The organism is Actinoplanes campanulatus (genome assembly GCF_014647795.1).
Lineage (GTDB): Bacteria > Actinomycetota > Actinomycetes > Mycobacteriales > Micromonosporaceae > Actinoplanes > Actinoplanes campanulatus.
In genome coordinates, this window is record NZ_BMPW01000002.1 from 233,367 (window position 1) to 259,255 (window position 25,889).

Sequence of the window (25,889 nt, forward strand, 5' to 3'; positions counted from 1 at the left end):
TTAACTGATGAGCTTCGACGTCGAGCGGGTCCGTAAGGACTTTCCAATCTTCGAGCGGGAGGTCAACGGCCACCCGCTGGTCTACCTGGACAGCGCCAACACCTCGCAGAAGCCGGTTCAGGTGCTCGACGTCATGCGTGCGCACCAGGAGCGGTACAACGGCAACGTGTCCCGCTCCGTGCACACGCTCGGCACCGAGTCGACCGAGGCGTACGAGGGCGCCCGGGCTCGCATCGCCACGTTCATCGGCGCGGCGAGCCCGGACGAGGTGGTCTTCACCAAGAACTCCACCGAGGCGATCAACCTGGTGGCGCACTCGCTGGGCCAGATGCTGCGGCTCGGGCCCGGCGACGAGGTGGTGATCTCCGAGATGGAGCACCACTCGAACCTGGTGCCGTGGCAGCTGCTCTGCGAGCGGACCGGCGCGACCCTGCGCTGGTTCGGCATCACCGACGATGGCCGGCTGGATGAGGCCGATCTCGATTCGCTGGTCAACGAGCGCACCAAGATCGTTTCGCTGGTGCACATGTCCAACGTGCTCGGCACGATCAACGACGTGTCCCGGATCGCCGCGCGGGCCCGCTCGTTCGGCGCCCTCGTGATGCTGGACTGCTCGCAGTCGGTGCCGCATCTGCCCATCGATGTGGCCACCCTCGGCGCCGACCTGATCGCCTTCACCGGGCACAAGATGCTCGGCCCGACCGGCATCGGCGTGCTCTGGGGCCGGCTCGACCTGCTCGCGCAGATGCCGCCGTTCCTGGCCGGCGGATCGATGATCGAGACGGTCACGATGGGCGGGACCACCTTCGCCGCGCCGCCGGCACGGTTCGAGGCCGGCACGCCGCCGATCACCGAGGCCATCGGCCTCGGCGCGGCCGTCGACTATCTGACCGGGCTGGGCATGGAGGCGATCCACCAGCACGAGCAGGACATCACACGGTACGCGCTGGACGCGCTCACCTCGGTCCCCGGCGTACGGATCTTCGGTCCGGCGACGGTCGAGGGCCGGGGCGGTACGGTGTCGTTCGACGTGGACGGGGTACATCCGCACGATGTGGGACAGATTCTGGACGCTCTGGGCGTGGAGGTGCGGGTCGGGCATCACTGTGCCCGGCCGGTCTGCTCCCGGTTCAGCGTCCCGGCGATGACCCGGGCCTCGTTCTACCTCTACACGACCACGGCGGAGATCGACGCTCTGGCGCGCGGCCTCGACCAGGTCCGGAAGGTGTTCGGCTGATGATGCTCGACGGTCTCTACCAGGAGATCATCCTCGACCACTACAAGAACCCGCACGGGCGTGGCCTGCGGGATCCTTACGACGGTGAGGCGCATCACGTCAACCCGACGTGTGGCGATGAGATCACCGTACGCGTATCCCACGATTTGAACGAAATTTCGTACGATGGTGTTGGATGTTCCATCAGTCAGGCTTCGGCGTCGGTGTTGCACGAGCTGCTGCAGGGTAGGGACGCCGCCGCGGCCTCGGAGATCCACCACGCCTTCGTCGAGCTGATGCAGAGCCGCGGCCAGGTCGAGGCCGACGAGGAGATCCTCGGCGACGGCATCGCCTTCGCCGGGGTGGCCAAGTTCCCGGCCCGGGTGAAATGCGCGCTGCTGCCCTGGATGGCGTTCAAGGACGCGGCCGCGCGGGCCGGCGTGGAGGTGGGCGTGAGCCCGGAGGTGAAGGCATGACAGAGAAGACCGACACGGTTCCCGGCCCGGCTCCGGACGCCGTATCCGCTCCGGAGGCCGACGTGGCCCGGACGATTGCTTCCGCTCCGGCTTCCGGTGCGGCTCCCGGCGCGGGCGAAGAGGTGCCGGACTGGCTGGCCGCCGAGCGGGCCGCGGCCGCCGAGGCCGGCGAACCGGTCGAGGTGCCGGGCGTCAGCGTCTCGGCCTCGCCCGGCGCGGACGCACCGTCCGAAGCCGTGGACGCTGCTCCCGTCGTCGCCTCCGGCCCGGGAACCGATGGTCCGGCGGCCGGTGACGCGGTGAAGAAGGCGACCACCGCCGAGGTCGAGGAGGCGATGAAGGACGTCGTCGACCCCGAGCTCGGCATCAACGTCGTCGACCTGGGCCTGGTCTACGGCACCCACGTCGACGACGACAACGTGGTCACCATCGACATGACGCTCACCTCGGCGGCCTGCCCGCTGACCGACGTCATCGAGGACCAGACCCGGCAGGCGCTGCTCTCCGGTCCCGGCGGCGGCCTGGTCAACGACTTCCGCATCAACTGGGTGTGGCTCCCGCCGTGGGGCCCCGACAAGATCACCGACGACGGCCGCGACCAGCTTCGGGCGCTCGGTTTCAACGTCTGAGAGATCTCCGGTGAAGGGCGGCACGCGATCAGCGTGCCGCCCTTCGCTGTTCCGGTGTGTCCGAGCCCGGGCCGAGGCTGGTGTGCCGCCTTCTCCGCCGTTTCCGTCCCGCCGGGTACGTCCTGAGGGCGGCGCATGATCAGGCAGACGGTTTTCTGTCGTACCTCGATGGTAGAAACCGGGCATGAATTCGACCCCGCCGTTCTCCGCGCTTCTCGCCCTGATCGAAGGCCGGTCGGCAGCGCTGCGTGACGCCGTCGACGCCGCGCCGGATCCGACGGTCCGCGTTCCGGGCTGCCCCGACTGGTCGCTCACCGACCTCGTCACCCACCTCGGCGGTGTCCAGCGGTTCTGGGCCGCCACGGTCGCCGCGGCCGATGACTCCGGGCCCCTTCCACCAGGGCAGCGTGGCGAGCAGGATCCCGAGGGCGACCTGCCGGGGTGGTTCAGCGAGTCCACCGGCCTGCTGCTCGGCGCGTTGCGCACCGCCGGGCCGGAGGCGCCCTGCTGGGCCTGGTGGGCCGAGTCGGGCGCGCCGCTGACCGCCGGGGCGGTCGCCCGGCACCAGGTGCAGGAGGCGGCCGTGCACGCCTACGACGCTCAGGAGGCCATCGGCCGGCCGGAGACGCTGCCGGCGGCCGTCGCGGTCGACGGGGTGAGCGAGTTCCTGACCGTCTGCCTCGGCTCGCTCGGGGCCTGGCCGCACCGTCCGGCGCGGGTCGCCTTCCAGGCGATCGAGGGCCCGTCCTGGACCCTCGACCTGTCCCCGGCCGGGGCCAGGGCCGACCCGGCGGCCAGCGGCGAGCCGGTCACCAGCCTCCGGGGCACCGCGAGTGACCTGGTGCTGGCCCTCTATCGCCGCATTCCCCTGTCCGACATCCGCATCGACGGCGACCGCGCCGTCGCCGACCAGCTCCTCGCCTGGAGCAAGATGGACTGACCCGCCCGCTGCCGGCCCCTTCCCGCCGGAGGGGCCCGGCTCGGTCAGACGGTGGCTACCGCCTTGTTGCGTTCGGGGTGTGGGGTCTCGTCGAGTTCCTGCCACGCGGGAAAGAGGAAGGGGGAGACCGTCACCGCCAGATAGCCGATCGCGGCCAGCAACGCGGCAGTGTGCAGACCGAGCACGTCGGTGGCCCAGCCGCCGACGATGCCACCGAACGGGATACCGGCCCAGGAGACCGCGATCAGGACGCTGATCACGCGGCCGTGCAGGTGGGTCGGGATCCGGCGGTAGACGGAGGCCATCAGGATCGGGTTGACCGTGGACATGAGGGCGCCCGCGATCGCCGCGGTGGTCAGCACGACCCAGACGCGGTCGGTGAGGGCCAGGGCCAGCAACTGCGCCGGGCCGCCCAGGAAGAAGCAGATGCCGAAGGTACGGCGCCGGGGCAGGCGTGGCGCCAGCACCGTGTAGAGGAGGTTGCCCGCCACCGCGCCCAGGCCGAAGGCGGTGCCGATCACCCCCAGTGCGGCGGGTCCGTGCGGGCCGTCGCGGACCCACACCGGTACGAACACGGTCGCGAACGCCTGGTCGAACAGGTTGGTGGCGAACAGCATCGCCATGACACCGACGATGAGGCGATCCCCGCGTACGTACCGGAAGCCGTCGCGCAGCGCGTCGGCGTACCCCTGCTGTTTGCTCTCGGCGCGGGCCGCGGCGTCGGCGTGACCGACCCGGACGAGCACGCCGATGATCAGCGCGCTGACCGCGAACGAGAGCGCGTCGAAGAGCAGGACCGCGGCCGGGCCGAGCGTGGCGATCAGCACCCCGGCGAGCGGCAGGCCGACCAGGGTCGACGCGCGGCAGGTGCCGTCGTACATCGCGGTGCCGCGTTCCGTGGAGAGGCCGGCCGCGGCGATCGTGCGGGGCAGCAGCGCCCGTTTGGCCGCGTCACCGAAGCCACGCAGCGCGCCGGCCAGGGCGATCAGCACCAGCAGCGCGCCGAACGACACACCTTCGCAGTAGGCGATCAACGGGATGCCGGCCACCGCGAGGACGCTCGCCGCATCGGCCGTCACGGCGGTGGGCCGTGGGCCGACCCGGTCCACGATCGGGCCGCCGATCAGGCCGGACAGCACGTAGGGCAGCATCTCGGCGAATCCGGCCACCCCGGCGAGCAGCGCCGAGTCGGTGGTGACGAGGATCAGCCAGGGTACGGCGACGAAGGTGATCCGGCTGCCGAGCATGGAGATCGCCTCGGCGGTGAGGAGAGCGCCCAGCTGGCGGCTCACCGCACGACGCGGGGGAGCCGGCCCGCGGAGAGAATGGGCGACGGGCATCGACCGAACATAAGATCGCTGGCCGTTCGTGACAAGACGGTCATCGATATAAGACTCAGGTCGGGGGCAGGTGGTCGATCACGTTGTAGCGGTCCAGCGTCAGCTCCCCGGAACCGCCGTCGAAGCGGGTGATGGACGCGTTCCGCACGTTGCCCGCCTCGCGTTCCACCTCCAGCACCTCGTCCCAGCTCAGCTGCTCGATGACGGCCCGCATCATGAGCACCACCGCATCGTGGGCCACGACGATCACCCGTTGCCCGGCGTGGTCGGTGTGCAGGTCGTCCAGGAACGACTTGAGCCGGATCGCGATGTCGGCGAACGACTCGCCGCCCGGTGGCACGTACTCGAACTCGCCGGCCTCGGCCCGTCGCGCCGCCTCGTCCGGGTAGCGGGCCGCGACCGCGGCGTGGGTGAGCAGCTCCAGCTCGCCCATCAGCCGGTCCACCAGGCGGTCGTCGGTGCGCGGCGCCGGCAGGTCCAGGCCCGACGACGCGGCGGCGATCCGCCACGTCTCGCGGGCACGCAGGTACGGCGACGTGATCACCGCCTCTGGCCGGTGCTCCTCCGGGAGAGCGGCCAGCCATTTGCCCACGGCAGCGGCCTGCTCCTCCCCGGTTTCGGTGAGCGGCACCTCCGCGTCGCGGCCGCTCACCGCCGCTTCCAGGAGCCCCTCCGCGTTGGCTGCGGTGAACGCCACGTTGGCCAGGCTTTGCCCGTGCCGGACCAGAATCAGTTCAGCGACCATGATCGGACCCTACCGAGTCCGCCCGTGTCCGGTCACGTTCCGAGTTCAACAGAAAGCGTCTGGTAACTGCGTTCATTGCGTGAAATGACCCTCCGGTGCATTCGCACGGTCGTCCTCCCGCCGCCGGCCCGACGCATCTTGTACGGGCGGGCGCCCGCGAAACAGACCGGAAGCAGACCCCGATCGCGCCGCCGGAATCAGTGCCGAGCCCGGCCGCCGATGGCCGCGCCGTCCGGTCAGCGGCTGATCTTGCTCAGCTGGTCGTGCGCCCGCCCTCTCGGCGCGGCGGGCGCTCACGTTGCGCCGTCCGTGTGCCCGGCCTGCGGCTATGACGTGGGCGGGCGACCACGGAAACCGTTACGTGTGCGCTGGTCGGCGCGAACGAGCCGGAGGGACGGACAGAGGACCAACCAGCCGGGTCAGACCAGCCGCTATCCGTACAGTCCCCGCCCGATGGCCTACCGCCGACTCGGACGAGCCGTGTGAGCGCGATGTCGATGTCGATGGGCGGCGGCGGTGGGTGATGGGGCTGGTCGTGGGTGGGGCGGCCGGGGGCTCGCGTGCGGAAAATCGCTGGCCGGGAGGGGTGGGCCGCGTTCAAGATGGCGGCGTGACCAAGCTGAAGCGTTACCCCGCCGTCTCTGTCGCCGTGGCCGATCGGGCCGTGCGACAGCAGACCGGCGCCGAGTCGATGTCGGGTCGCCGGCAGCGGTCATGAGCGGGGCGTTCCTGGCCGGCGTGGTCGCCGGCTACGGCATCGCGGTGCCCGTGGGAGCCATCGGTGTGCTCATCGCCGGGCTCAGCGCCCGGACCTCGTTGCGGGTCGGCGCGGCCGCCGGGCTCGGCGCGGCCACCGCGGACGGCATCTACGCGCTGGTCGCCGTGGCCGGGGGAGCGGCTGTCGCGGCCGTGATCGCGCCGGTGGCCGTGCCGCTCCGCTGGGCCGGGGCGATGGTGCTCCTCGCGCTGGCCGGATGGACCGCCTGGGGTGCGATCCGCGCGACCGGGGTGACCGAGCGGGACGAGCGGCCGGCGACGGCGTTCCGCGCCTACGCCGGTGTTCTCGGTCTCACGCTGCTCAACCCGGCCACCGTGATCTACTTCGCGGCGCTGGTGCTCGCCAGCGGCGGCGCGGGAGGCGGCGTGTGGTTCGTGGCCGGCGCCTTCCTCGCCTCGGCGAGCTGGCAGCTGCTGATCGCCGGTGGCGGCTCGCTGATCGGCCGGTTCCTCACCGGCCGGCGTGGCCGCCTGATCACCGCCCTGGTCTCCAGCATCGTGATCGCCGGCCTGGCCCTCCAGCTGCTCGTCACCGGTTGACCAGGTGTTTGGCCGCCTCTCGGCGGGAGAGTGGGGACAGGCGATCGCCCTGGGCGGACAGGAAGGCGCGGACCGCCTCCGGGTCGGTGCGGGTGTGCTGGCGCAGCGCCCAGCCGATCGCCTTGCGGATGAAGAAGTCGCGGTGGCCGGCCTGGGCGGCGCAATAGCCGAACAGGCGGTCGGTGTCGGTGGCCGGGCCGTAGGTGAGCTGGTGCAGGATCGCGGCCCGGACCAGCCACATGTCGTCGGCGCGGGACCACTCGTCCATCCGGGTGACCGTCTCCGGGTGCCGTCGCACCAGGCCGCCGACCACGTGGGCGGCGAGCGCGTCCACTGTGTCCCACCAGGATTTCGTCACGATCAGCTCGGCCACCGTGTCGAGGAACGCCGGCCCTGGGACCTGGATGTGCTTCGCCAGGTAGTCGCAGGCGAACTGCTGGAACTCGCGCTCGTCACGGGACCAGCAGGTCAGCGCCACGTCACGCAGCTCGGCCTCGGTCGGTCGTGGCAGGCCGGCCAGGGCCACGCGGGCGCGGGCGCGCCGCACCGGGCTGGTCAGGCCGAGGAACGGGAACTGATCGCGCATGTAGGCCGCCGCCCCGACCGCCCGCACCGGGTCACGGGCCTCGTCGAACGCGGCGGCGAGCCGGTCGACCAGAACCACAGCCAGATCGCTCATGTCCCGCATCCTGCCACCGGGGTACGACGGAAATCCGCGGAAGTAGGGTGGGCGGAATGGGGGAACGTGCGGCGGCCGGCGGTGGCAAGTGGGTCGATGTCGCGCCCGGGCGGCTGCCACGATGGCTGGAGAACTTCGCGGCGCGCCATGGCCCGTACCGTGAAGAAGGGTTGACGGTGACCGCCGAGGACGGCGCGTCGGCGACGCTGCACGCGCCCCCGGGAGCCGGGCCGGTCACGACGCTGGCCGAGCTGATCCGGGAAGCGCGGGCGCCGCGACGGCTGGGATTGCTGCTGGCCCGCAAGGGCGCGGTCGCGGTCGGCATCGCCGACGGCGACGAGCTGGTCGCGTCCAAGGTGGACACCCATTACGTGCAGGGGCGCACGGCCGCGGGCGGCTGGTCGCAGCAGCGCTTCGCCCGCCGCCGGGACAATCAGGCCAAAGCGGCCGCTGCGGACGCCGCCGGCATCGTGGGGCGCATTCTCCTTCCGGAGGTACGGACGATGGCCGCGCTCGTGGCCGGAGGTGACCGTGTGGCGGTGGACACCATCCTGGCCGTGCCGCAGCTGAGGGCGGTGGCCGCTCTGCGTACCGGAAGGTTGCTGGATGTGCCGGAGCCGCGGCACGCGGTCCTGGTGACCGCCGTGGCCGCGGCTCGCGCCGTGCCGATCCTGATCCGCGAGTGAAGCCCTGCCGATCCTGATCCGGGTGGGTCAGGCGACGGCGCCCGCCTTGAAGGTGTCGCACTGCTTCGGGTCGCCGGACTCGTAACCGACGCGGAACCAGTGCTGGCGCTGCTCGGACGTGCCGTGGGTGAACTGCTCGGGGTCGACCCGGCCGCCACCGCGCTGCTGGAGGGTGTCGTCGCCGATCTGGCCGGCGGCCTGGATGCCCTCCTGGATGTCGGTGTCGGTGAGGCTCGTGAAGATCTTGTCGCCGTCCTTGTCGGTGGTGTTCGCGGCCGCGTTCGCCCAGGCCCCGGCGTAGCAGTCGGCCTGGAGCTCCAGCTTCACCGACTCCTGGTTGGCGGAGTCCGGGTCGCGTTCCTGCCGGCGGCGCATCTCGGCCTCGGTGCCGAGCACGTCCTGGATGTGGTGCCCGTACTCGTGGGCCAGCACGTACGGCTGAGCGAACTCGCCCGGCGCGCCCAACTGCCGGGACAGCACCTGGTAGAAGGAGAGATCGATGTAGACCTTGTCGTCGGCCGGGCAGTAGAACGGTCCGACGCCGGAGTCGGCGGCGCCGCAGGCGGTGTTCACCGAGCCCTCGAAGAGGTGAGTCTTGGCCGGGACGTACTGCTCGCCGAACGCCTGCGGCAGCTCGTCACGCCAATACGCCTGGATCGACGTCACGTAGAGCCCGTTGCGGCACACCAGCTGCTGGAGCTGCTCCGCGCCGGTGCTGCACTGGGTGATCGGCTGGCCGGTCGACTCGCCGCCGCCTTCGCCCATCGTGTTGATCCCGAAGTAGCCGCCGACCAGGGCGATGATCAGGGTGACCACGACGCCGGCGAGGCCGCCACCGCCGATCGGCAGCCCGCCGATGCCACCGCCACCACCCGATCCGCGGCCGTCCTCGATCGATCCGGTGTCGATGTCGGCGCGTTCGTTGAGTTCCATAGTCGTCCCACCTTCACCACGGTTGCCCGGCGGGTTACCCGTTGATCTTGTGAATTAATCGAGTGGGAGGTGCCGTGGCGGCCCGGTAGTATGGCCGCGTGCTGCTCTGCGAAGGCTGACCTGCCCCGGCGCCGACCGTCATCTGCGATGGCCGGCGCTTTTCTGCGCCCTGAGTCAGCCGTCTCACCGAGAGCGAGAAACCTCATGATCACCGCCACCGGACTGGAACTCCGCGCCGGCGCGCGCATCCTGATCTCCCCGACCACGCTGCGGGTGCAGCCCGGCGACCGGATCGGCCTGGTCGGCCGCAACGGCGCGGGCAAGACCACCACGCTGAAGGTGCTCGCGGGCGAGGGGATCCCGTACGCGGGAAGCGTCGAGCGGACCAGTGAGATCGGTTACCTGCCGCAGGACCCGCGTACCGGGGATCTGAACGTGACCGGCCGCGACCGTGTCCTGTCCGCCCGCGGCCTGGACACCATCCTCGCCGAGATGCAGAAGCTCGAGGTCCAGCTCGAGGAGAGCGGCGACGAGAAGCTGGTCCGGCGCTACGGGCAGCTGGAGGACCAGTTCTCCGCCCTCGGTGGCTACGGCGCCGAGGCCGAGGCCGCCCGGATCTGCGCCAACCTGGGCCTGCCGGAGCGTGCCCTGGCCCAGACGATCGGCACCCTCTCCGGCGGTCAGCGCCGCCGGATCGAGCTGGCCCGCATCCTGTTCGCCAACTCGGGGCAGAACGGCAAGGGCATCCTGCTGCTCGACGAGCCGACCAACCACCTCGACCAGGACTCGATCACCTGGCTGCGCGGCTACATGGCGCAGCACAAGGGCGGCCTCGTGGTGATCAGTCACGACGTCGAGCTGCTCGACGCCGCCGTCAACAAGGTCTGGTATCTGGACGCCAACCGCTCGGTCGTCGACATGTACAACATGGGCTGGAAGACGTACCTGGAGGCCCGCGAGACCGACGAGCGCCGGCGCCGCCGGGAGCGGGCCAACGCGGAGAAGAAGGCCGGCGCCCTGATGGCGCAGGCGGACAAGATGCGTGCCAAGGCCACCAAGACGGTCGCCGCCCAGAACATGGCCCGTCGTGCCGAGAAGCTGCTCGGTGGGCTGGAAGAGGTGCGTACCTCCGACAGGGTGGCGAAGGTCCGGTTCCCGAGCCCGGCACCGTGCGGCAAGACCCCGCTGACCGCGGCCGGGCTGTCGAAGTCGTACGGCTCGCTGGAGATCTTCACCGACGTCAGCGTGGCGGTGGACCGCGGTTCCCGGGTCGCCATCCTGGGCCTCAACGGCGCCGGCAAGACCACCCTGCTGCGGATGCTGGGCGGCCTGCTGGAGCCGGACACCGGCGAGGTGCGTGCCGGGCACGGGCTGCGGCTGGGCTACTACGCCCAGGAGCACGAGACGCTGGACGTGGACCGGACCATCCTGGAGCACATGCGCAGCGCCGCGTCCGAGCAGACCGACACCGAGCTGCGCAAGATCCTGGGCGCGTTCCTCTTCTCCGGCGACGACGTCGACAAGCCGGCCGGTGTGCTCTCCGGCGGTGAGAAGACCCGGTTGGCCCTGGCCACCCTGGTCTGCTCGGGCGCCAACGTGCTGCTGCTGGACGAGCCGACCAACAACCTCGACCCGGTGAGCCGCGAGCAGGTGCTGGACGCGATCGCCAACTACCCGGGCGCGATCGTGCTGGTCACCCACGACGCCGGCTGTGTGCAGGCGCTGAAGCCGGACCGGGCGATCCTGCTGCCGGACGGCGACGAGGACGCCTGGAGCGACGACCTCCTGGAGCTCGTCGAGCTGGCCTGAGCCGGGATCATTGCCGATCGTCAGTTGTCAACAGGTGCCCACACAGACAGTGCGATGTTCGGGCGTTTGCCAACAGGTCGGGCGCTCGGGCGGGGCTCGGTCCCAAGGTCGAGTGTCACGCCATGGAGCGATCACAGCACTCTCCGGAGCGATCGAGGGCCTCCCCTCGATCGAGTGTTTCCGCAGGTGATCGATGGTCTTGGGCGGTGGCCCCGCCGCCCGGAAATGCCTTCCGGGAGGCTGCCGGCAAACTGTCTGACATTGATGCCGGTGGTAACCGTCAAGTTCCTGACAGTAATAAATGGGCACGTTCACGGGGGCTAGATGCCTGGCGCATGATCGTTCGAGACGGTGTAATAGGAGGGACCGTATCTGACCGCACTGTCTGCGACGTGAGGATTCAAGATGGCAGCCACTGGCACAGCTACCAGTACTGAGAAGGGTCGTCGAATCGTCGGTAGCGAGCGGCAGTCGCTCGCCAAGGACCTGGTGAAGCGTTACACCTCCGGCGAGAGCATCCGCGCGCTGGCCGCTTCCACCGGCCGTTCCTACGGATTCGTCCACCGCGTGCTCACCGAGTCGGGTGTTCAGTTGCGCCAGCGTGGCGGCGCCCGCCGCCGTAAGAAGGCGTGACGACCGACAACGCTCGACCCAGTTCCACCGACGACGTCGGCGTTCGCTACGAACAGGACGGGCCGGTCGCGACGGTGACGTTGTGTCGGCCCGACGTTCTCAATGCCCAGACTCCGGCCATGTGGACGGAACTCGGCAACATTTCACGAAAATTACCGGGTGACGTCCGGGTCGTCATTGTCCGGGGCGAGGGACGCGCGTTTTCCGCCGGCCTGGATCTGTCGGTGGCACGTGGCGACGGCGATTCTTCTCTGGCCGTCCTGGCACAGTTGTCCGCGTCCGAGTGCGCGGATCGGATTGCCGGGTTCCAGACCGCGTTCACCTGGTTGCGCAGTCCGTCCATTGTGACGATTGCCGCTGTGCAAGGACATGCGATCGGCGCCGGCTTCCAGCTTGCGCTGAACTGTGACATGCGGGTCCTCGCCGACGACGCGCGGTTCTCCATGGCCGAGGTCACCCTCGGGCTGGTTCCCGATCTGGGCGGTACGAAACGGCTCACCGAGCTGGTCGGCCCGTCCCGGGCGCTGGAGATATGCGTGACCGGCCGGCGGATGGCGGCCGACGAGGCGGACCGGATCGGCCTGGCGACGGCCGTGGTCCCCCGAGCCGAACTGGACGGGGCGGTGGCCGACCTCGCCGCGGCGGTGCTGGCCGCGGACGGCGGCGCGGTCGCCGAGATCAAGGGCCTGCTCGCGGGTGCGCCCCTGCGGTCGTACGCGGAGCAGGACCGGGCCGAGCGCGAAGCACAGACCCGCAGGTTGAGCGACCTGCTGGGTTCCGGGGAGTAGATCACCTCCCGGGATTGTCGTACCCACGGGGCAGACTGTGTGCTGCCCCGTCGAACGGCACCCGGGAGGTGACATGTCCAGCTGGAGTGTCCTGCGCTCGATTCAGAACGCGGACCGGGTCAGCCGGCACCGTGTGCGCAAGGGCACGTCGGGGCGGATCCTGCGGTTCGCCGTGCCGTACCGGCGTGACATCGCGGTGTTCCTGCTGACCGTGGTGCTCGCCGCCGGGATCGGCGTGGCCACCCCGCTGCTCGCCGGCGACGTGATCAACGCGATCACCGCCGGCCGAGCGGACGAGGTGATCCGGATCGCCCTGGTGATCGCCGGGCTGGCCGTCGCCGAGGCGCTGCTGTCGCTCGCCCAGCGGTGGTATTCGGCACGCATCGGCGAGGGCATCATCCTCGACCTGCGCACCCGGGTCTACGACCACGTGCAGCGCATGCCGTTGCAGTTCTTCGCGCGCACCCAGACCGGCGCCCTGGTCAGCCGGCTCAACAACGACGTCGTCGGCGCGCAGCGGGCCTTCACGTCGACGCTCTCCGGCGTGGTCAGCAACGTCATCCAGCTGGTCCTCACGGCCGGGGTGATGTTCACCCTGTCCTGGCAGATCACCGCCCTGTCGCTGTTCCTGCTGCCGGTCTTCATCGTGCCGGCGCGACGGGTGGGCAAGCGGCTCGCCGAGATCACCCGGGAGTCGTACAACCTCGACGCGAAGATGAACGCGACGATGACCGAGCGGTTCAACGTCTCCGGCGCGCTGCTCGTCAAGCTCTTCGGGCGGCCGGAGGTCGAGGCGGCCCGGTTCGGCGAGCGCGCCGGCCGGGTCCGCGACATCGGCGTCCAGCAGGCGATGTATTCCCGGACCTTCTTCGTCGCGATGCTGCTCGTCGCTTCGCTCGCGCAGGCGCTGACGTACGGGCTGGGCGGCTGGCTGGCGGTCCGCGGCGACGTCTCGGCCGGCACCGTCGTCACCCTGGCGTTGCTGCTCACCCGGTTGTATGGTCCGCTCACCGCGCTCAGCAACGTCCGGGTCGACGTGATGAGCGCGCTGGTCTCCTTCGACCGGGTCTTCGAGGTTCTGGACCTGCGACCGGGCATCGCCGAGAAGCCGGGCGCCATACCCATCCCGGCCGGCTCCGGGCTCATCGAGTTCCGGGACGCCCGGTTCCGCTACCCCAGCGCCGCCGAGGTGTCGCTCGCCACCCTGGAGGACGTCGCCACCCTCGACCACCGGGAGAACGAGGAGGTCCTCGCCGGCCTCGACTTCACCGTCGAGCCGGGGCAGATGGTCGCGCTCGTCGGCCCGTCCGGCGCCGGCAAGTCCACCACGTCGATGCTGGTCTCCCGGGTCTACGACGTGACCGGCGGCTCGGTCCGGATCGGTGGGGTCGACGTGCGCGACGCCACCCTCGAGTCACTGCGCGACACCGTCGGCGTCGTCACCCAGGACTCGCATCTGTTCCACGAGAGCATCGCCGACAACCTTCGGTATGCACGACCAGGCGCCACCGAGGAGCAGATGTGGGACGCGCTCACCGGCGCGCGGATCGCCGGGCTGGTGCGGGCCCTGCCGGACGGGCTCGACACCGTGGTGGGGGAGCGCGGCTACCGGTTCTCCGGCGGGGAGAAACAGCGGCTCGCCATCGCCCGGCTGCTGCTCAAACAGCCGTCGATCGTGATCCTCGACGAGGCCACCGCCCACCTGGACAGCGAATCCGAGGCGGCCGTGCAGAGGGCGCTCGGCGAAGCGCTGCGCGGGCGGACGGCGCTGGTCATCGCGCACCGGCTCTCCACCATTCGGGAGGCCGACCAGATTCTGGTTCTGGACAGGGGACGCATCGTCGAGCGCGGCCGGCACGAGGAGTTGATCGTCGCGGGTGGGCTCTACGCCGATCTCTACCGGACCCAGTTCGCGGAACTCCCGTCGCGGGAGATGGCGGTCGGGCCACTCGCCGGTGACGATCGTGGTTAGGGCCCGTCCGGCCGGGTCCGCCACGTGTGCGATCGAGGCCTGGTGCGAGGGGGTCGGCTGGACCGGCTCTTACCGTGATCGCCACGGCTTGGCGGGGCGATGGTGGGCGGGGTGACGGTGGAGCAGGCCGCGCGCCGGTAGCACACCGGCCGGGTGAGGGGACCCGGCACGCTCCGGGGCCGCTGGGGCGGTCGCGTCCTCGCCGGAATCCGGCGGGCCGGCGTGTGGGCCCGTGGTGGACCGGGCCGGATCGGGAGCGGCGCTCGGCGGCCGTGTGGCGGCTTCGGGTGGTTCCTCCGCGGTTCCGGCCTCGCTGCTGTCGTCGTCGGCCGGGGCGAGAACGCTACCGGGCGCGGTGGCGGTGGCCGTCGGCTGGCCGTTGTGCCATGCGAAGCGGGCGGCCAGGGGCTTCGCGGTCAGGCCGTGAGCGAAGACACTGAACAGGACGGTCAGACCGATCACGGCGACGGCGCGGTCCGCCTGCGGGCCGAGATCCTCCACCGCGAGCATGGCGAAGACGATCGACGCCAGGCCGCGGGGCCCGAACCAGCTGATGAAGGCGATCGTCCGGAGTGGAAGGCCGGTGCCGATCAGGGACAGCCCGGCCGGCAGCATCCGGATCACCGTCAGGCTCAGGAGCGCGTACCCGATCACCAGCCAGTCGGTGTGGGCGATGACGATCGGCACCGCGGCCGCACCGAAGATCAACCAGGTCAGCAGGGAGGCCAGGCCGGCGGTCTGCTCGACGTAGAAGACCTCGCGCGCGCTGCCCCGGCCGGCCGCCGCCCCGAACACGATGCCGGCCACGAAAGCGGCGACGAAACCGTTGCCGTCCAGCCAGTGCGTTCCGGTGTAGACGGCCAGGGCCAGCGCCAGCACGCCCGGCCCGGCGAAATCCTCGGACGCCCAGCCCCGGGCCCGGGCGGTGCGCATGGCCCGGCCGCCCACCAGCCCGGCACCGATACCGACGGCCACGCCGATCGCCAGTTCGCCGATCGCCGCCTGCGGGCCTGCGACCGTGGCGGTGGCCGCGCCGGCGATCGCCAGCGACACGACCGGGGTCGCGATGCCGTCGTTGAGTCCACTCTCCACATTGAGCGTCCGGCGGATCCGCTCCGGCACCGACGGGTCGGACATCACCGCCGCGCCCAGGGCCGCGTCCGTCGGGGCCAGGGCGGCACCGATCAGGAGCGCGAGCCAGAATCCCAGCTCGCCGAAGAACGCGGCCGCCAGCAGCGTGCCCACCGCGATCGTCAGCGGCAGGCCGATCCCCAGCAGGCGTGCGAAGAGGCCCAGGTCGGCGCGGAACTCCGGCAACCCCACCCGGGACGCGTCGGCGAACAGCACCCAGACCAGGGTGATCTCGGCCAGCAGCCGGACCACCTCACGGGTGGCCTCCGGATCGGGCACCGGGCCGGTGGAGAGCAGCAGGCCGGCGCTGACGAACAGGATCGGCGCGGTGAGGTCGGCGCGACCCAGCCGCGCCGACCACAACCCCCAACCGAAGACGGCGAGCAGCACCATCGCCGCCGCCGCTTCGTTCATGCCCCGATCAGACCGTGCGACGGGTGCGACCGGATCACCCCGGCCGGATGAGCGCTCCGGTGCCCGAAATCGAAGGTACTGGATTAGGCTCGGCCGGATGGAGACGGTCGCGCGCAATCCGGTCGACGGCATCTATCCGGCCACCGGCGACTACGTGCACGCCATGGAGGTTCGAGGGGCGCAGCGGATGCTCTTCGTCTCCGGGACGATGGGGCTCGATCCGGGTGGGCGGCCGGGCGCGGATCTCACCGAACAGCTCGAACTCGTCTGGAACAACATCCGCGCCATCCTGGCCTCGGCGGAGATGACGGTGGACAACATCGTCCGCCAGACCAGCTACCTGCGGGACGTGTCCTACGCCGGGGAGAACGCGGCGGCCCGGGTTGCGGCGCTCGGCGGGCGTGCCATTCCGACCACGGCGATCGTCGTACAGACGCTGGAGAGCGATTGGCTCATCGAGCTGGAGATCATCGCTGTCGCCTGAGCGTCGCGGCGCGCAGCGCCGCGAACTCGCTGATCAGGGCGGGTAGCTGGAAGTGCGCGTTCAGGCCGCTCGGGTTCGGCAACACCCACACCGGTACGCCCGCGAGCGCCTCGTCCTGCTGCCCGAGCCGTGTCCTCGGGCGGCGGAAGGCGGCGCGGTAGGCGGTCACCCCGAGCACCGCGAGACACCGCGGCCGCAGGCGGGCCACCCGTTCGGTGAGCCGGGCGCCACCCTCGGTGAACTCCTCGGGGGAGAGCTCGTCGGCGCGGGCGGTGGCCCGGGCCACCACATTGGTGATGCCGAGTCCGAGACCGGGCAGCAGGTGCTGTTCGGAGGGCGTCAGCAGGCGGTCGGTGAAGCCGGCGCCGTGCAACGCCGGCCAGAACCGGTTGCCTGGCCGGGCGAAGTGGTGGCCGGTCGCCGCCGAGTAGAGGCTCGGGTTGATGCCGGAGAACAGCACCAGCAGATCGGGCCCGGCCACGTCCGGGATGGTCCGCCCGGCGGCCGCCGCCACCTCTTCGGCGCTCGGACGGCGTACCGCCGCGGGTCTGCCCTGGTGCCGGCCCGCGGAGGCGGGCCCGGTGGGCGGACGGGTCACAGGGCGCGGAGGGCGCCGCCGTCGACCGGGACCGCAACGCCGGTCACGTAGCTGGCGGCCGGGGAGAGCAGGAAGGCCGCCACCCGGCCGAACTCGGTGGGTTCGCCGATCCGGCTCAGCGGGATGTTCGCGGCGACCGCCTCGGCCGCGGCCGCCGGGTCGGGGGCGGCCTCGAAGAGCTCGCGGCTGCGGTCGGTCATGAAACGGCCCGGCAGGATGCTCAGCACCCGGACGCCGCGCGGGGCGAACTCGTCGGCCATGTCCTTCGCCGCCATCGCCAGGCCGGGGCGGAAGCCGTTGGAGAGGCCCAGACCGGCCAGCGGCGTCTTCACCGACGTGGACAGGACCAGGCCGATGGCGCCGCCCTCGGGCAGGGCGGCGGCGAATGTACGGGCCGCGCGCACCGAACCGAGGAACACCGTCTCGAAGGCGGTCGTCCACTGGTCGTCGCTCATGCTGGCCGCGGTGCCCGGAGTGGGGCCGCCGACCGAGATGAGCGCGCCGTCCAGCCGGCCGAACCGCTCCTGCGCGGCGTGCACGAGTTCACGCGGTGTGCTCGGGTCGGCCAGGTCGGCGGTCACGCCGAGGGCGTGCTCGGGGCCGCCCAGCCGGTCCACCGCCTCGGCGACCCGGTCGGCGTCGCGCGAGGAGATCACCACCCGTGCGCCGTCGCCGACGAGCGCCTGCGCGGTGGCGAACCCCAGCCCGCGCGAGGCGCCGGTGAGGATGAAGACACGATCAGCCAGCCCAAGGTCCATGGGACGATCCTGCCATCCGGCGGCCGAGCGCGGTCGCGGTGGCCGCGTCGGCCGGCAGGAACGCCTCGATGGCCAGCTCGGACAGGGTGACGTCACGCGGGGTGCCGAGCACCGAGGTCATGCTGAACATGTTCAGGTCGTCGAATCGCAGCGGCACCACCAGGCCGTCCGGGCGGGCGTCGGACTCGCCGCCGGGATAGCCGGCCAGCTCGGCCCGCAGCTCGTGCAGCACCGGGTCGCCGGTGGCCGCGGCCTGCCGGTCCAGCTGGTGCAGGAGGTGGGTGCGCCACTCGGCGAGGTTGCCGATCCGCGGCGCCATGCCGGCCGGATGCAGTGCCAGCCGCAGCACGTTGACCGGTGGCGCCAGCAGCTCCGGCGCGCATCCCTCGGTGAAGAGGGCCACCGCGGCGTTGCCGTCCACCATCGTCCAGTGCCGGTCCACCAGCACCGCCGGGTTCGGACCGTACCCGGTCAGTAGGTCGCGGAGCGCGGACAGCACGTCAGCCAGCGGTGGGCCGTCCAGCGCCGACTCCGGGTAGGCGGGCGCGTACCCACCGGCCAGCAGCAGCTCGTTGCGGGCGCGCAACGGCACGTCCAGCTCCTCGGCCAGCCGCAGCAGCATCTGCCGGGTCGGCCGGGACCGGCCGGTCTCCACGAACGACAGATGCCGGGTCGACACCCCGGACCGGCCGGACAGATCGAGCTGGCTCATCCTCCGGGTGTCCCGCCAGCCGCGCAGCAGCATTCCCACCTCGCCCATACCCGGCAGCCTAGGCAGCGGCCGTGCGCCGTCACCATTACCTCCGGGGTAATCGACGCCGCTGTCTCCGCCCGGGCAGGCTTCCGGTCATCAGCCGACCGGCAATGGAGGGACGACAGTGATGAGCGACTTCGACACCGTGATCGACCGCTACCTCGGCGTGTGGAACGAGGCCAACCCGGTCGCCCGGCGGGCCGCGATCGACGAGCTGTTCGCCGAGAATGTCCGCTACGTGGACCCGCTCGCGGCGGTCGAGGGCCGGGCCGCACTGGACGCGGTCATCGGGGCGGCGCGGCAGCAGTTCGCCGGGCTGGTGTTCAGCTCCGGCGGGCCGGTCGACGCGCACCACGACCAGGCGCGTTTCACCTGGCATCTGGGCCGGCCGGGCGGTGAGCCACTGGTCGTCGGCTTCGACGTGGCGGAACGCGACGCCGACGGCCGGATCTTCCAGGTGCTCGGCTTCATCGACCGGGCCCCGGGCCGGTAGGAATCACGCGGCGGGCTTGCGGACCGCCTCCTCGACCACGTCGAGGACGCGGGTCAGCTCGCCGGCCGGGCGGCCGGTGGCCAGGTGCAACACCAGGCCGTCGTAGGCGAGCTCCAGGAACTGGGTGAGAACCTCGACCGCTACGTCCTCGCGCAGCACCCCGGCCTCGCGCTGCCGCTGGAGCCGCTCGCGGGTGGCGTCGGCGATCGCGGCGGACCGCTGGGCCCAGCGCTTGGCGAAGGCCGGGTCGGTACGCAGACGGTGTGACACCTCGAGCTGGGTGCCGAGCCACCCGGCCGTGTCGCCCTCGCTGTTGCCGGCCCGGTCCAGCAGGTCGCGCATCACCTGGACCAGGCCGTTGCGGGCGACGGTCTCCACCATGGTGGCGGCGTCGTCCTCGGCCACGGCGAGGAACAGGTGCTCCTTGTCCCGGAAATGGTGAAAAATCGCGCCGCGCGACATGCCGGTGGCCTCTTCGAGGCGGCGGACGGTGGCGCCCCCGTAACCGAACCGCGCGAAACAGGCGCGGGCCGCACTGAGGATCTCGTGGCGGCGCGCATAGAGCTGGTCCTGACTCACCCTGGGCACGTCGCTGATCGTGTCATGTGGCCGGACCGTCTTGCAATCCGTACGTACGGCTTACTACAAATGGCCGTCCCACGATCGGATGATGCGAATTTCCTCATCGGCTCGGTGTTTTGTTAACAGTCCTGGACTGGGCGGTCCGGCGGGCGCTCACGTAAAGTGCCCGCGTGCCCCTAGTCTTCCTCGCCCTGGACGACACCCTGCTCGACCGCAGCGGCGCGTTCCGGCTGTGGTCCAAGGGGTTCCTCGACGAGATCGCCGCCCCTCAGGACGACCTGGAGTGGCTGGTGTCGGTCGACGCCGATGGCCTGACCTCGCGCTGGGACCTGGCGGACCTCATCCGGGAACGCTACCGGCTGCGGGTGCCGGTGATCGACCTGGTCGACGAACTGAACACCGGGCCGCTCACCTTCGAACGGCTGGACCCGATGGTCGGCTGCGCGCTGGAGATCGCGGGCGACGCGGGGCTGGTGCCGGTGGTGGTCACCAACGGGCAGACCGAACAGCAGGAGGCGCGGATCCGGCGTACCGGGGTGGACCGCTATGTCGCCGACTGGGTGATCTCCGAGGAGTGCGGGGTGAGCAAGCCGAACCCGCGGATCTTCGCCCTGGCCGCGCAGCGGGTGCGGATGCGGCTGGCCGGGGCCTGGGTGCTCGGGGACAGCCCGGAGGCCGACATCGGCGGCGCCGCGGCGCTCGGGCTGCCCAGCGTGTGGCTGCACCGCGGGCGGGACTGGGTGGACAACCGGTTCGCGCCGACCCGGGTGGTGGGCAACGTGATCCAGGGAATCTCGGCGATCATGGCCGCCCGATAAATAGGTTGCGCCCCGGTCCGGTGATCGGACAGAGTGGGCGCGCGTGTTTCCCGACGAGAAAGAAGGGGGTGGACCTCGTGGCTGTCTTTGTCATGCCTGCGTCCCCGTTTTCCCCGATGACTTCTTTCTCTGAGGAGACCCTTCAGTGCGCGAGCACGAGACGACCATGCGCCGTGGGCGCCCCAAGTTCGACGACGACGAACCGACTTTCGTAAAGCGCGGCCGGCTCGAGCCGGCCCTGCAGGAGGACCCTGATCTGCCCGAGGAGGGCGACCGCTGGTCCACCTGGGACGGCGCTCTGCACGGTCCCGATCCCCGGCCCGACTGGGTCCGTACCGAGTACGGCGCCGTCGACACCGAGTTGGGGATGCTGAAGACCGGCAAGGAGGCCGACGTCTTCCTGGTCCGGCGCGCCATCCCGAGCACCGGCCAGATCAGCATGCTGGCCGCCAAGCGGTACCGCGACGGCGACCACCGGATGTTCCACCGGGACGCCGGCTATCTCGAGGGCCGCCGGGTCCGCCGGTCCCGGGAGATGCGGGCCATGACCAACCGGACCGCCTTCGGCAAGGAGATGATCTCCGGGCAGTGGGCGGCCGCCGAGTTCGGCGCGCTCAGCCGGCTGTGGCAGGTCGGCCAGGAGAGCGGGCTGATCTGTGTGCCCTACCCGGTGCAGCTGATCGGCACCGAGCTGATGCTGGAGTTCATCGGCGACTGGGAGACCGGTGAGGCGGCGCCACGGCTCGCCCAGGTGCGCGCCGACGCCGACGGGCTGGCCGACCTGTGGCGGCAGATGACCGACGCGCTGTCGGTGCTGGCCCGGGCGCAGGTGGCACACGGGGACCTGTCGCCGTACAACACCCTCGTCCACGACGGGCGGCTGGTGCTCATCGACCTGCCGCAGATCGTGGACGTGATCGCGAATCCGCGCGGCGGCGAGTTCATCGCGCGGGACGTGCGCAACGTGGCCGGCTGGTTCCGGCCACGGGGGCTGGAGGTCGACGAGGAGGCGCTGGTCGAGCGCCTGCACTACGAGGCGGGGCTGCGCTGAGCGCGGTCCCGTGCCGGCCACTGCCCGGCCCGCGGCCGCCGCGTCCACGGCGGCCGCGACCGGCGCCGGCTCACTGCACGTAGTTCTCCACCTCGTCGACGCTGTGGGCCTGCTCGGCGTCGGGGTCGTTCCCGGCCGAGCGGGCCGCACGGCGCCGGCGCAGCAGGTCCCAGCACTGGTCCAGCGACTCCTCCAGCTCCCGGAGGCGGGTGTGCTCCTCGTCCGAGGAGATCTTGCCGTCGCTCAGCTGACGGCGTAGCTCGTGCTCCTCGTCGACCAGGTCGCTGATGCGGCTCAGCACATTCTTGTCATCCATTCCCGGAGCCTAAGCATCCCGGCCGTGCCGGTGGGCGCTCACCGCACCGAGTTCACGCCGACATTAGGATCATGTGGTGACGCTTGAGGCTCAGCGGGATCACATCCTCTCCGGGCGGATGTACAACGACCTGACCCCGGAACTGGTCGGAGCCCGGACGCGGGCCGTGTTGCTGACCAGCGACTACAACGACAGCTTCGGCCGGCCGCAGGCGGAGCGCGAGGCCGTCCTGCGGCGGCTGCTGCGGTCGGTGGGGCGGGAGTGCCACTTCGAGCCGACGTTCCGGTGCGAGTTCGGGTTCAACATCAGCGTCGGCGACCACTTCTACGCCAACTTCGACTGCGTGATGCTCGACGGCGGCGGCATCACCATCGGGGACCATGTGCTGTTCGGGCCCCGGGTCGGCATCTACACCTCCAACCACGCGGTCGACGCGGCCGAGCGGGCGGCCGGGGCCTGCTACGCGAAACCGGTCGTCATCGGGAACAACGTCTGGGTCGGCGGCGGCGTCACCATCAACCAGGGCGTGACCATCGGCGACGGGGCGATCATCGGATCCGGCAGCGTGGTCACGAAGTCCGTTCCGGCCGGGGTGATCGCGGCCGGCGTCCCGGCCCGGGTGCTGCGCGAGATCACCGGCGCCGACAAGACCGGCTACCGTCCCTGACCGTGGCCATGGTCGCCGAGCTCGCGACGCGGCGGTTGCGACTGTCGACGTTCGGGCCGTCCGATGCCGCTGACCTGCACGTTCTCTTCTCCGACCCGCGGACCCACACGATCGGCGGCGGGCCGTTCACCTCGATCGGGCAGACCGGGCGGTGGCTCGCGCGCCGCGATCAGGTCCGGGCCGATCTCGGATTCGTCTGGTACGGGGTACGCCTGAACGGCACGTTGATCGGCAACTGCGGCGTCTTCCCGGGACGGACGGGCGCCGTGGAGCCGGAGATCGGCTACCTGATCCATTGGCCGTTCCAGGGCCGGGGTTTCGCCGGGGAGGCGGTCGGCGCTCTGCTGGGCGAGTGCCGGCGAGCCGGCATCGGCCGGGTCTGGGCCACGATCCGCGAGCGGAACGCCGCGTCCCGGCGCATCGTCGAGCGCCACGGGATGTCCCTGATCCGCACCGAGCTCGAGGATCTGCTGTTCTACGCGCTCAAGTTCTGAAAGATCAAGATGTCGCAGCTGGGTGGGTGGTACAGACCGTTGCTCCCGCCGAGGGCCGGGCGCGGGCGGCCAGTCGCCTGGCGGCTCCTGAACGGCCACCCCCACCCGGCGACGTGCGTGAGCGGTCACCCTCACCCCAACCCCGGCTGCCCGGTCAGGGGGCTGCCCGGTTAGGGCGGTTGGGGTTGGGGTTGGGGTGACCGCTCACGCACGTCGCCCGGGGTGGGGAGCGTTTTGGACGCGTCAGCGGCCAGCGAGTCGCGCCGGGCCCTCGGCGGGAGCAGCGGTCTGTACCACCCGCTCAGGTGCGACATCGGGTTTTGACCCTGGAAAGCGGAACGCCCCGCCTCCCGTGAGTGGAAGGCGGGGCGTCTCGGTGATCGTCAGCCGCGGAGCATCTTGCGGAGGACGTACTGGAGGATGCCGCCGTTGCGGTAGTAGTCCGCCTCGCCGGGGGTGTCGATGCGGACGACGGCGTCGAACTCGATGCCGGTGTCCGTCGTCACCTTGACCGTGCGCGGGGTGGAGCCGTTGTTCAGCTCGGTGACGCCGGCGAACGAGAAGGTCTCGGTGCCGGTGAGGCCGAGCGACGCGGCGTTCTGGCCCTGCGGGAACTGCAGCGGCAGCACGCCCATGCCGATCAGGTTGGAGCGGTGGATGCGCTCGTAGCTCTCGGCGATGACCGCGCGGACGCCGAGGAGCATGGTGCCCTTGGCGGCCCAGTCACGCGACGAGCCCGAGCCGTACTCCTTGCCGGCCAGGATGACCAGCGGGATGCCGGCCTCCTGGTAGGCGACCGAGGCGTCGTAGATGGTGGTCTGCTCGCCGGTCAGGTGGTTGAGCGTGAAGCCACCCTCGACATCCGTCAGCAGCTGGTTGCGCAGCCGGATGTTGGCGAACGTGCCACGGATCATGACCTCGTGGTTGCCGCGGCGCGAGCCGTAGCTGTTGAACTCGGCGCGCGGGACGCCGTTGGCCGCGAGGTACCTACCGGCCGGGGAGTCCGGCTTGATCGAGCTGGCCGGGGAGATGTGGTCGGTGGTGACCGAGTCGCCCAGCTTGGCCAGGACGCGGGCGCCGGTGATGTCGGTCACCGGGCTCGGGTCGGCCTGCATGCCCTCGAAGTACGGGGGCTTGCGGACGTAGGTGGAGTCACTCGCCCAGGCGAAGGTGTCGCCGGTCGGGGTGGGCAGCGACTGCCACTGCTCGTCGCCGGCGAAGACGTCCTGGTACGCCGTGGAGAAGCCCTCGGCGCCGATCGCCTGCGCGATGGTGTCGTCGATCTCCTGGTTGGTCGGCCAGATGTCGTTGAGGTAGACCGGCTCGCCGTCCGAACCCGTGCCGAGCGGCTCGGTGGTGATGTCGATGTCCATCGAGCCGGCCAGGGCGTACGCGACCACCAGCGGCGGGGACGCCAGGTAGTTCATCTTGACGTCCGGGTTGATCCGGCCCTCGAAGTTCCGGTTGCCGGAGAGGACGCTGACCGCGGTCAGGTCGGCCTCGTTGATGGCGGCCGAGACCTCCTCGGGCAGCGGGCCCGAGTTGCCGATGCAGGTGGTGCAGCCGTAGCCGACCAGGTTGAACCCGATCTTGTCCAGGTAGGGGGTCAGCCCGGCCCGGTCGTAGTAGTCGGAGACGACCTTGGAGCCGGGGGCCAGGGTGGTCTTGACCCACGGCTTGCGGGTCAGGCCCTTCTCCACCGCCTTCTTGGCGAGCAGCGCGGCACCGATCATGACCTGCGGGTTCGAGGTGTTGGTGCAGGACGTGATGGCGGCGATGACGACGGCGCCGTGGTCCAGTTCGTACTCGACGCCGTCCTCGCCCTTGACCAGGGTCGGCTTGGACGTGCGGCCCTGTGCCCCGTTGGCGGCGCTGAAGGCGACCGGCTTGTCCGCCTCGTCGTCGATCCCGTTGGCGGGCGAGTCGGAGGCCGGGAAGGACTCCTCGCTGGCCTCGTCGGCGTGGCCGTGGGGAGCCGCGTAGTTCGGCAGGGCCTGGCGGAAGGCGGACTTGGCCTCGCTCAGCAGGACCCGGTCCTGCGGGCGCTTCGGGCCGGCCAGCGACGGGACGATCGTCGACAGGTCCAGCTCGAGCTTCTCCGAGTAGTCCGGCTCGGCGTTCGGGTCCAGCCACAGGCCCTGGCGCTTCGCGTAGGCCTCGACGAGCGCCACCTGCTGCTCGGTGCGGCCGGTCAGCTTCAGGTAGTCGATGGTCTGCTCGTCGATCGGGAAGATCGCGACGGTGGAGCCGTACTCCGGCGACATGTTGCCGATGGTCGCGCGGTTGGCCAGCGGGACGGCGCTCACGCCGGGGCCGTAGAACTCGACGAACTTGCTGACCACACCGTGTTTGCGCAGCATCTCGGTGATGGTGAGCACCAGGTCGGTGGCGGTGGTGCCGGCCGGGGCCTCGCCGGAGAGCTTGAAGCCGACGACCCGCGGGATCAGCATGCTGACCGGCTGGCCGAGCATGGCGGCCTCGGCCTCGATGCCGCCGACGCCCCAGCCCAGCACGCCCAGGCCGTTGACCATGGTGGTGTGCGAGTCGGTGCCGACCACGGTGTCCGGGTAGGCCTGGCCGTTGCGCTCCATGATGGTGCGGGCCAGGTACTCGATGTTGACCTGGTGCACGATGCCGGTGCCCGGCGGGACGACCTTGAACTCGTTGAACGCGGTCTGGCCCCAGCGCAGGAACTGGTAGCGCTCGCGGTTGCGCTGGTACTCCAGCTCCACGTTGCGCTGGAAGGCGTCTTCACGGCCGAACAGGTCGGCGATGACCGAGTGGTCGATGACCATCTCGGCCGGCGAGAGCGGGTTGACCTTGGTGGGGTCGCCGCCCAGGTCCTTCACGGCCTCACGCATGGTGGCCAGGTCGACCACGCAGGGGACGCCGGTGAAGTCCTGCATCAGCACCCGTGCCGGGGTGAACTGAATCTCGACGTTCGGCTGTGCGTCCTTGTCCCAGCTGCCGAGCGCGTTGATGTGGTCGGCGGTGATGTTCGCGCCGTCCTCAGTGCGCAGCAGGTTCTCCAGGAGGATCTTCAAGGAGTAGGGCAGGCGATCGTGCCCCTTGACCTTGTCGATCGTGAAAATCTCGTAGCTCGCGTCTCCGACGCGCAGCTCGCTCTTCGCACCAAAGGTGTCGAGGCTGGCCACCGTCATCTCCT

Annotated in this window: 27 protein-coding genes; 16 read left to right on the forward strand and 11 right to left on the reverse strand. The window is 70.8% G+C overall.

The genetic code is table 11. The features are described from left to right. Positions 1–7: 7 nt before the first annotated feature. From IEZ13_RS05900 to IEZ13_RS05915, 4 genes are all read left to right on the forward strand, one after another. A complete protein-coding gene (locus IEZ13_RS05900; protein WP_183217597.1) occupies positions 8–1,237 on the forward strand; it encodes a cysteine desulfurase in 1,230 nt (409 codons plus the stop codon). Next, a complete protein-coding gene (gene sufU / locus IEZ13_RS05905; RefSeq protein WP_183217599.1) occupies positions 1,237–1,692 on the forward strand; it encodes a Fe-S cluster assembly sulfur transfer protein SufU in 456 nt (151 codons plus the stop codon). The genes IEZ13_RS05900 and sufU overlap by 1 nt, the downstream gene beginning before the upstream one ends. 236 nt (positions 1,693–1,928) lie before the next feature. Further along, positions 1,929–2,321: a metal-sulfur cluster assembly factor gene (locus IEZ13_RS47710; protein ID WP_372441844.1), complete on the forward strand. Its 393-nt coding sequence runs from the start codon at positions 1,929–1,931 to the stop codon at positions 2,319–2,321. Between the two features lie 184 nt (positions 2,322–2,505). Beyond that, positions 2,506–3,261, forward strand: coding sequence for a maleylpyruvate isomerase family mycothiol-dependent enzyme (locus IEZ13_RS05915; protein WP_183217601.1), 756 nt, complete (start codon positions 2,506–2,508; stop codon positions 3,259–3,261). Positions 3,262–3,305: 44 nt separating this feature from the next. Here the strand turns inward: IEZ13_RS05915 and IEZ13_RS05920 are convergent, their stop codons facing one another. Both IEZ13_RS05920 and IEZ13_RS05925 read right to left on the reverse strand, forming a co-directional pair. Next, positions 3,306–4,553: an MFS transporter gene (locus tag IEZ13_RS05920; RefSeq protein ID WP_229794478.1), complete on the reverse strand. Its 1,248-nt coding sequence runs from the start codon at positions 4,551–4,553 to the stop codon at positions 3,306–3,308. A 103-nt stretch (positions 4,554–4,656) separates the two neighbouring features. Continuing rightward, complete coding sequence (locus tag IEZ13_RS05925; RefSeq protein ID WP_183217605.1) at positions 4,657–5,346, reverse strand: histidine phosphatase family protein; 690 nt, start codon at positions 5,344–5,346, stop codon at positions 4,657–4,659. 714 nt (positions 5,347–6,060) lie between these two features. Here IEZ13_RS05925 and IEZ13_RS05930 point away from each other — a divergent pair. Then, on the forward strand, positions 6,061–6,663 hold the full coding sequence (locus IEZ13_RS05930; RefSeq protein WP_183217607.1) for a LysE family transporter: 603 nt from the start codon (positions 6,061–6,063) through the stop codon (positions 6,661–6,663). Here the strand turns inward: IEZ13_RS05930 and IEZ13_RS05935 are convergent. After that, on the reverse strand, positions 6,653–7,342 hold the full coding sequence (locus tag IEZ13_RS05935; RefSeq protein WP_183217609.1) for a DNA alkylation repair protein: 690 nt from the start codon (positions 7,340–7,342) through the stop codon (positions 6,653–6,655). The genes IEZ13_RS05930 and IEZ13_RS05935 overlap by 11 nt on opposite strands. 56 nt (positions 7,343–7,398) lie before the next feature. Here IEZ13_RS05935 and IEZ13_RS05940 point away from each other — a divergent pair, with 56 nt between their 5' ends. Further along, complete coding sequence (locus IEZ13_RS05940; protein WP_183217612.1) at positions 7,399–8,028, forward strand: acVLRF1 family peptidyl-tRNA hydrolase; 630 nt, start codon at positions 7,399–7,401, stop codon at positions 8,026–8,028. Between the two features lie 27 nt (positions 8,029–8,055). Here IEZ13_RS05940 and ypfJ read toward each other — a convergent pair whose 3' ends face one another. After that, the gene (gene ypfJ, locus IEZ13_RS05945; RefSeq protein ID WP_183217614.1) at positions 8,056–8,961 is read right to left on the reverse strand and encodes a KPN_02809 family neutral zinc metallopeptidase; all 906 of its coding nucleotides are present in this window, start codon (positions 8,959–8,961) and stop codon (positions 8,056–8,058) included. A gap of 204 nt (positions 8,962–9,165) precedes the next feature. On the opposite strand from ypfJ, the gene IEZ13_RS05950 reads away from it, so the two are divergent. The 4 genes from IEZ13_RS05950 (at position 9,166) to IEZ13_RS05965 (ending at position 14,163) form a co-directional block, all read left to right on the forward strand. Continuing rightward, a complete protein-coding gene (locus IEZ13_RS05950; RefSeq protein WP_183217616.1) occupies positions 9,166–10,770 on the forward strand; it encodes an ABC-F family ATP-binding cassette domain-containing protein in 1,605 nt (534 codons plus the stop codon). A gap of 405 nt (positions 10,771–11,175) precedes the next feature. Then, on the forward strand, positions 11,176–11,403 hold the full coding sequence (locus IEZ13_RS05955) for a helix-turn-helix domain-containing protein (protein WP_014441759.1): 228 nt from the start codon (positions 11,176–11,178) through the stop codon (positions 11,401–11,403). Further along, entirely contained in the window at positions 11,400–12,191 is a 792-nt protein-coding gene (locus IEZ13_RS05960; RefSeq protein WP_183217618.1) for an enoyl-CoA hydratase/isomerase family protein, read from the forward strand. Before IEZ13_RS05955 ends, IEZ13_RS05960 begins: the two co-directional genes overlap by 4 nt. A gap of 73 nt (positions 12,192–12,264) precedes the next feature. After that, positions 12,265–14,163, forward strand: coding sequence for an ABC transporter ATP-binding protein (locus IEZ13_RS05965; RefSeq protein WP_183217620.1), 1,899 nt, complete (start codon positions 12,265–12,267; stop codon positions 14,161–14,163). Between the two features lie 69 nt (positions 14,164–14,232). On the opposite strand, the gene IEZ13_RS05970 is transcribed toward IEZ13_RS05965, so the two are convergent. Continuing rightward, entirely contained in the window at positions 14,233–15,708 is a 1,476-nt protein-coding gene (locus tag IEZ13_RS05970) for a cation:proton antiporter domain-containing protein (protein WP_183217622.1), read from the reverse strand. Between the two features lie 97 nt (positions 15,709–15,805). On the opposite strand from IEZ13_RS05970, the gene IEZ13_RS05975 reads away from it, so the two are divergent. Then, on the forward strand, positions 15,806–16,192 hold the full coding sequence (locus IEZ13_RS05975) for a RidA family protein (RefSeq protein WP_183217623.1): 387 nt from the start codon (positions 15,806–15,808) through the stop codon (positions 16,190–16,192). Here the strand turns inward: IEZ13_RS05975 and mug are convergent. From mug to IEZ13_RS05990, 3 genes are read right to left on the reverse strand one after another with little or no spacing between them, the layout of a single operon-like run. Continuing rightward, on the reverse strand, positions 16,176–16,790 hold the full coding sequence (gene mug, locus IEZ13_RS05980; RefSeq protein WP_183217624.1) for a G/U mismatch-specific DNA glycosylase: 615 nt from the start codon (positions 16,788–16,790) through the stop codon (positions 16,176–16,178). The genes IEZ13_RS05975 and mug overlap by 17 nt on opposite strands. Next, positions 16,787–17,548 carry an SDR family oxidoreductase gene (locus tag IEZ13_RS05985; RefSeq protein ID WP_183217625.1) on the reverse strand — a complete coding sequence of 254 codons (762 nt, stop codon included), beginning with the start codon at positions 17,546–17,548 and terminating at the stop codon, positions 16,787–16,789. Before IEZ13_RS05985 ends, mug begins: the two co-directional genes overlap by 4 nt. Next, positions 17,529–18,308 carry a helix-turn-helix domain-containing protein gene (locus IEZ13_RS05990; protein WP_183217626.1) on the reverse strand — a complete coding sequence of 260 codons (780 nt, stop codon included), beginning with the start codon at positions 18,306–18,308 and terminating at the stop codon, positions 17,529–17,531. The genes IEZ13_RS05985 and IEZ13_RS05990 overlap by 20 nt, the downstream gene beginning before the upstream one ends. A gap of 121 nt (positions 18,309–18,429) precedes the next feature. On the opposite strand from IEZ13_RS05990, the gene IEZ13_RS05995 reads away from it, so the two are divergent. Continuing rightward, positions 18,430–18,795, forward strand: a complete 366-nt coding sequence (locus IEZ13_RS05995) for a nuclear transport factor 2 family protein (RefSeq protein WP_183217627.1) — start codon at positions 18,430–18,432, stop codon at positions 18,793–18,795. A 3-nt stretch (positions 18,796–18,798) separates the two neighbouring features. On the opposite strand, the gene IEZ13_RS06000 is transcribed toward IEZ13_RS05995, so the two are convergent. After that, on the reverse strand, positions 18,799–19,383 hold the full coding sequence (locus IEZ13_RS06000) for a TetR/AcrR family transcriptional regulator (RefSeq protein ID WP_183217628.1): 585 nt from the start codon (positions 19,381–19,383) through the stop codon (positions 18,799–18,801). 164 nt (positions 19,384–19,547) lie between these two features. On the opposite strand from IEZ13_RS06000, the gene IEZ13_RS06005 reads away from it, so the two are divergent. Then, positions 19,548–20,195 carry an HAD family hydrolase gene (locus tag IEZ13_RS06005; protein WP_183217630.1) on the forward strand — a complete coding sequence of 216 codons (648 nt, stop codon included), beginning with the start codon at positions 19,548–19,550 and terminating at the stop codon, positions 20,193–20,195. 145 nt (positions 20,196–20,340) lie between these two features. Next, positions 20,341–21,246, forward strand: coding sequence for a serine protein kinase RIO (locus tag IEZ13_RS06010; RefSeq protein ID WP_372441836.1), 906 nt, complete (start codon positions 20,341–20,343; stop codon positions 21,244–21,246). Positions 21,247–21,316: 70 nt separating this feature from the next. Here the strand turns inward: IEZ13_RS06010 and IEZ13_RS06015 are convergent, their stop codons facing one another. After that, on the reverse strand, positions 21,317–21,562 hold the full coding sequence (locus IEZ13_RS06015) for a DUF2630 family protein (protein WP_183217632.1): 246 nt from the start codon (positions 21,560–21,562) through the stop codon (positions 21,317–21,319). A 76-nt stretch (positions 21,563–21,638) separates the two neighbouring features. Between IEZ13_RS06015 and IEZ13_RS06020 the strand changes: the two genes are divergently transcribed. Both IEZ13_RS06020 and IEZ13_RS06025 read left to right on the forward strand, forming a co-directional pair. Beyond that, positions 21,639–22,229 carry a sugar O-acetyltransferase gene (locus tag IEZ13_RS06020; RefSeq protein ID WP_183217634.1) on the forward strand — a complete coding sequence of 197 codons (591 nt, stop codon included), beginning with the start codon at positions 21,639–21,641 and terminating at the stop codon, positions 22,227–22,229. Between the two features lie 8 nt (positions 22,230–22,237). Beyond that, on the forward strand, positions 22,238–22,723 hold the full coding sequence (locus tag IEZ13_RS06025) for a GNAT family N-acetyltransferase (protein WP_229794517.1): 486 nt from the start codon (positions 22,238–22,240) through the stop codon (positions 22,721–22,723). A 383-nt stretch (positions 22,724–23,106) separates the two neighbouring features. Here IEZ13_RS06025 and acnA read toward each other — a convergent pair whose 3' ends face one another. Then, entirely contained in the window at positions 23,107–25,884 is a 2,778-nt protein-coding gene (gene acnA, locus IEZ13_RS06030) for an aconitate hydratase AcnA (RefSeq protein ID WP_183218353.1), read from the reverse strand. Between the last annotated feature and the right edge of the window lie 5 nt (positions 25,885–25,889).

Excerpts from the sequence above, each read along its gene's own strand:
- IEZ13_RS05900 (WP_183217597.1), top strand. The coding sequence starts at position 8 with ATGAGCTTCGACGTCGAGCGGGTCCGTAAGGACTTTCCAATCTTCGAG.
- sufU (WP_183217599.1), top strand. The coding sequence starts at position 1,237 with ATGATGCTCGACGGTCTCTACCAGGAGATCATCCTCGACCACTACAAG.
- IEZ13_RS05915 (WP_183217601.1), top strand. The coding sequence starts at position 2,506 with ATGAATTCGACCCCGCCGTTCTCCGCGCTTCTCGCCCTGATCGAAGGC.
- IEZ13_RS05925 (WP_183217605.1), bottom strand. The coding sequence starts at position 5,346 with ATGGTCGCTGAACTGATTCTGGTCCGGCACGGGCAAAGCCTGGCCAAC.
- IEZ13_RS05930 (WP_183217607.1), top strand. The coding sequence starts at position 6,061 with ATGAGCGGGGCGTTCCTGGCCGGCGTGGTCGCCGGCTACGGCATCGCG.
- IEZ13_RS05935 (WP_183217609.1), bottom strand. The coding sequence starts at position 7,342 with ATGAGCGATCTGGCTGTGGTTCTGGTCGACCGGCTCGCCGCCGCGTTC.
- IEZ13_RS05940 (WP_183217612.1), top strand. The coding sequence starts at position 7,399 with ATGGGGGAACGTGCGGCGGCCGGCGGTGGCAAGTGGGTCGATGTCGCG.
- ypfJ (WP_183217614.1), bottom strand. The coding sequence starts at position 8,961 with ATGGAACTCAACGAACGCGCCGACATCGACACCGGATCGATCGAGGAC.
- IEZ13_RS05950 (WP_183217616.1), top strand. The coding sequence starts at position 9,166 with ATGATCACCGCCACCGGACTGGAACTCCGCGCCGGCGCGCGCATCCTG.
- IEZ13_RS05955 (WP_014441759.1), top strand. The coding sequence starts at position 11,176 with ATGGCAGCCACTGGCACAGCTACCAGTACTGAGAAGGGTCGTCGAATC.
- IEZ13_RS05965 (WP_183217620.1), top strand. The coding sequence starts at position 12,265 with ATGTCCAGCTGGAGTGTCCTGCGCTCGATTCAGAACGCGGACCGGGTC.
- IEZ13_RS05970 (WP_183217622.1), bottom strand. The coding sequence starts at position 15,708 with ATGAACGAAGCGGCGGCGGCGATGGTGCTGCTCGCCGTCTTCGGTTGG.
- IEZ13_RS05975 (WP_183217623.1), top strand. The coding sequence starts at position 15,806 with ATGGAGACGGTCGCGCGCAATCCGGTCGACGGCATCTATCCGGCCACC.
- IEZ13_RS05985 (WP_183217625.1), bottom strand. The coding sequence starts at position 17,548 with ATGGACCTTGGGCTGGCTGATCGTGTCTTCATCCTCACCGGCGCCTCG.
- IEZ13_RS05990 (WP_183217626.1), bottom strand. The coding sequence starts at position 18,308 with ATGGGCGAGGTGGGAATGCTGCTGCGCGGCTGGCGGGACACCCGGAGG.
- IEZ13_RS05995 (WP_183217627.1), top strand. The coding sequence starts at position 18,430 with ATGAGCGACTTCGACACCGTGATCGACCGCTACCTCGGCGTGTGGAAC.
- IEZ13_RS06015 (WP_183217632.1), bottom strand. The coding sequence starts at position 21,562 with ATGGATGACAAGAATGTGCTGAGCCGCATCAGCGACCTGGTCGACGAG.
- IEZ13_RS06025 (WP_229794517.1), top strand. The coding sequence starts at position 22,238 with ATGGTCGCCGAGCTCGCGACGCGGCGGTTGCGACTGTCGACGTTCGGG.
- acnA (WP_183218353.1), bottom strand. The coding sequence starts at position 25,884 with ATGACGGTGGCCAGCCTCGACACCTTTGGTGCGAAGAGCGAGCTGCGC.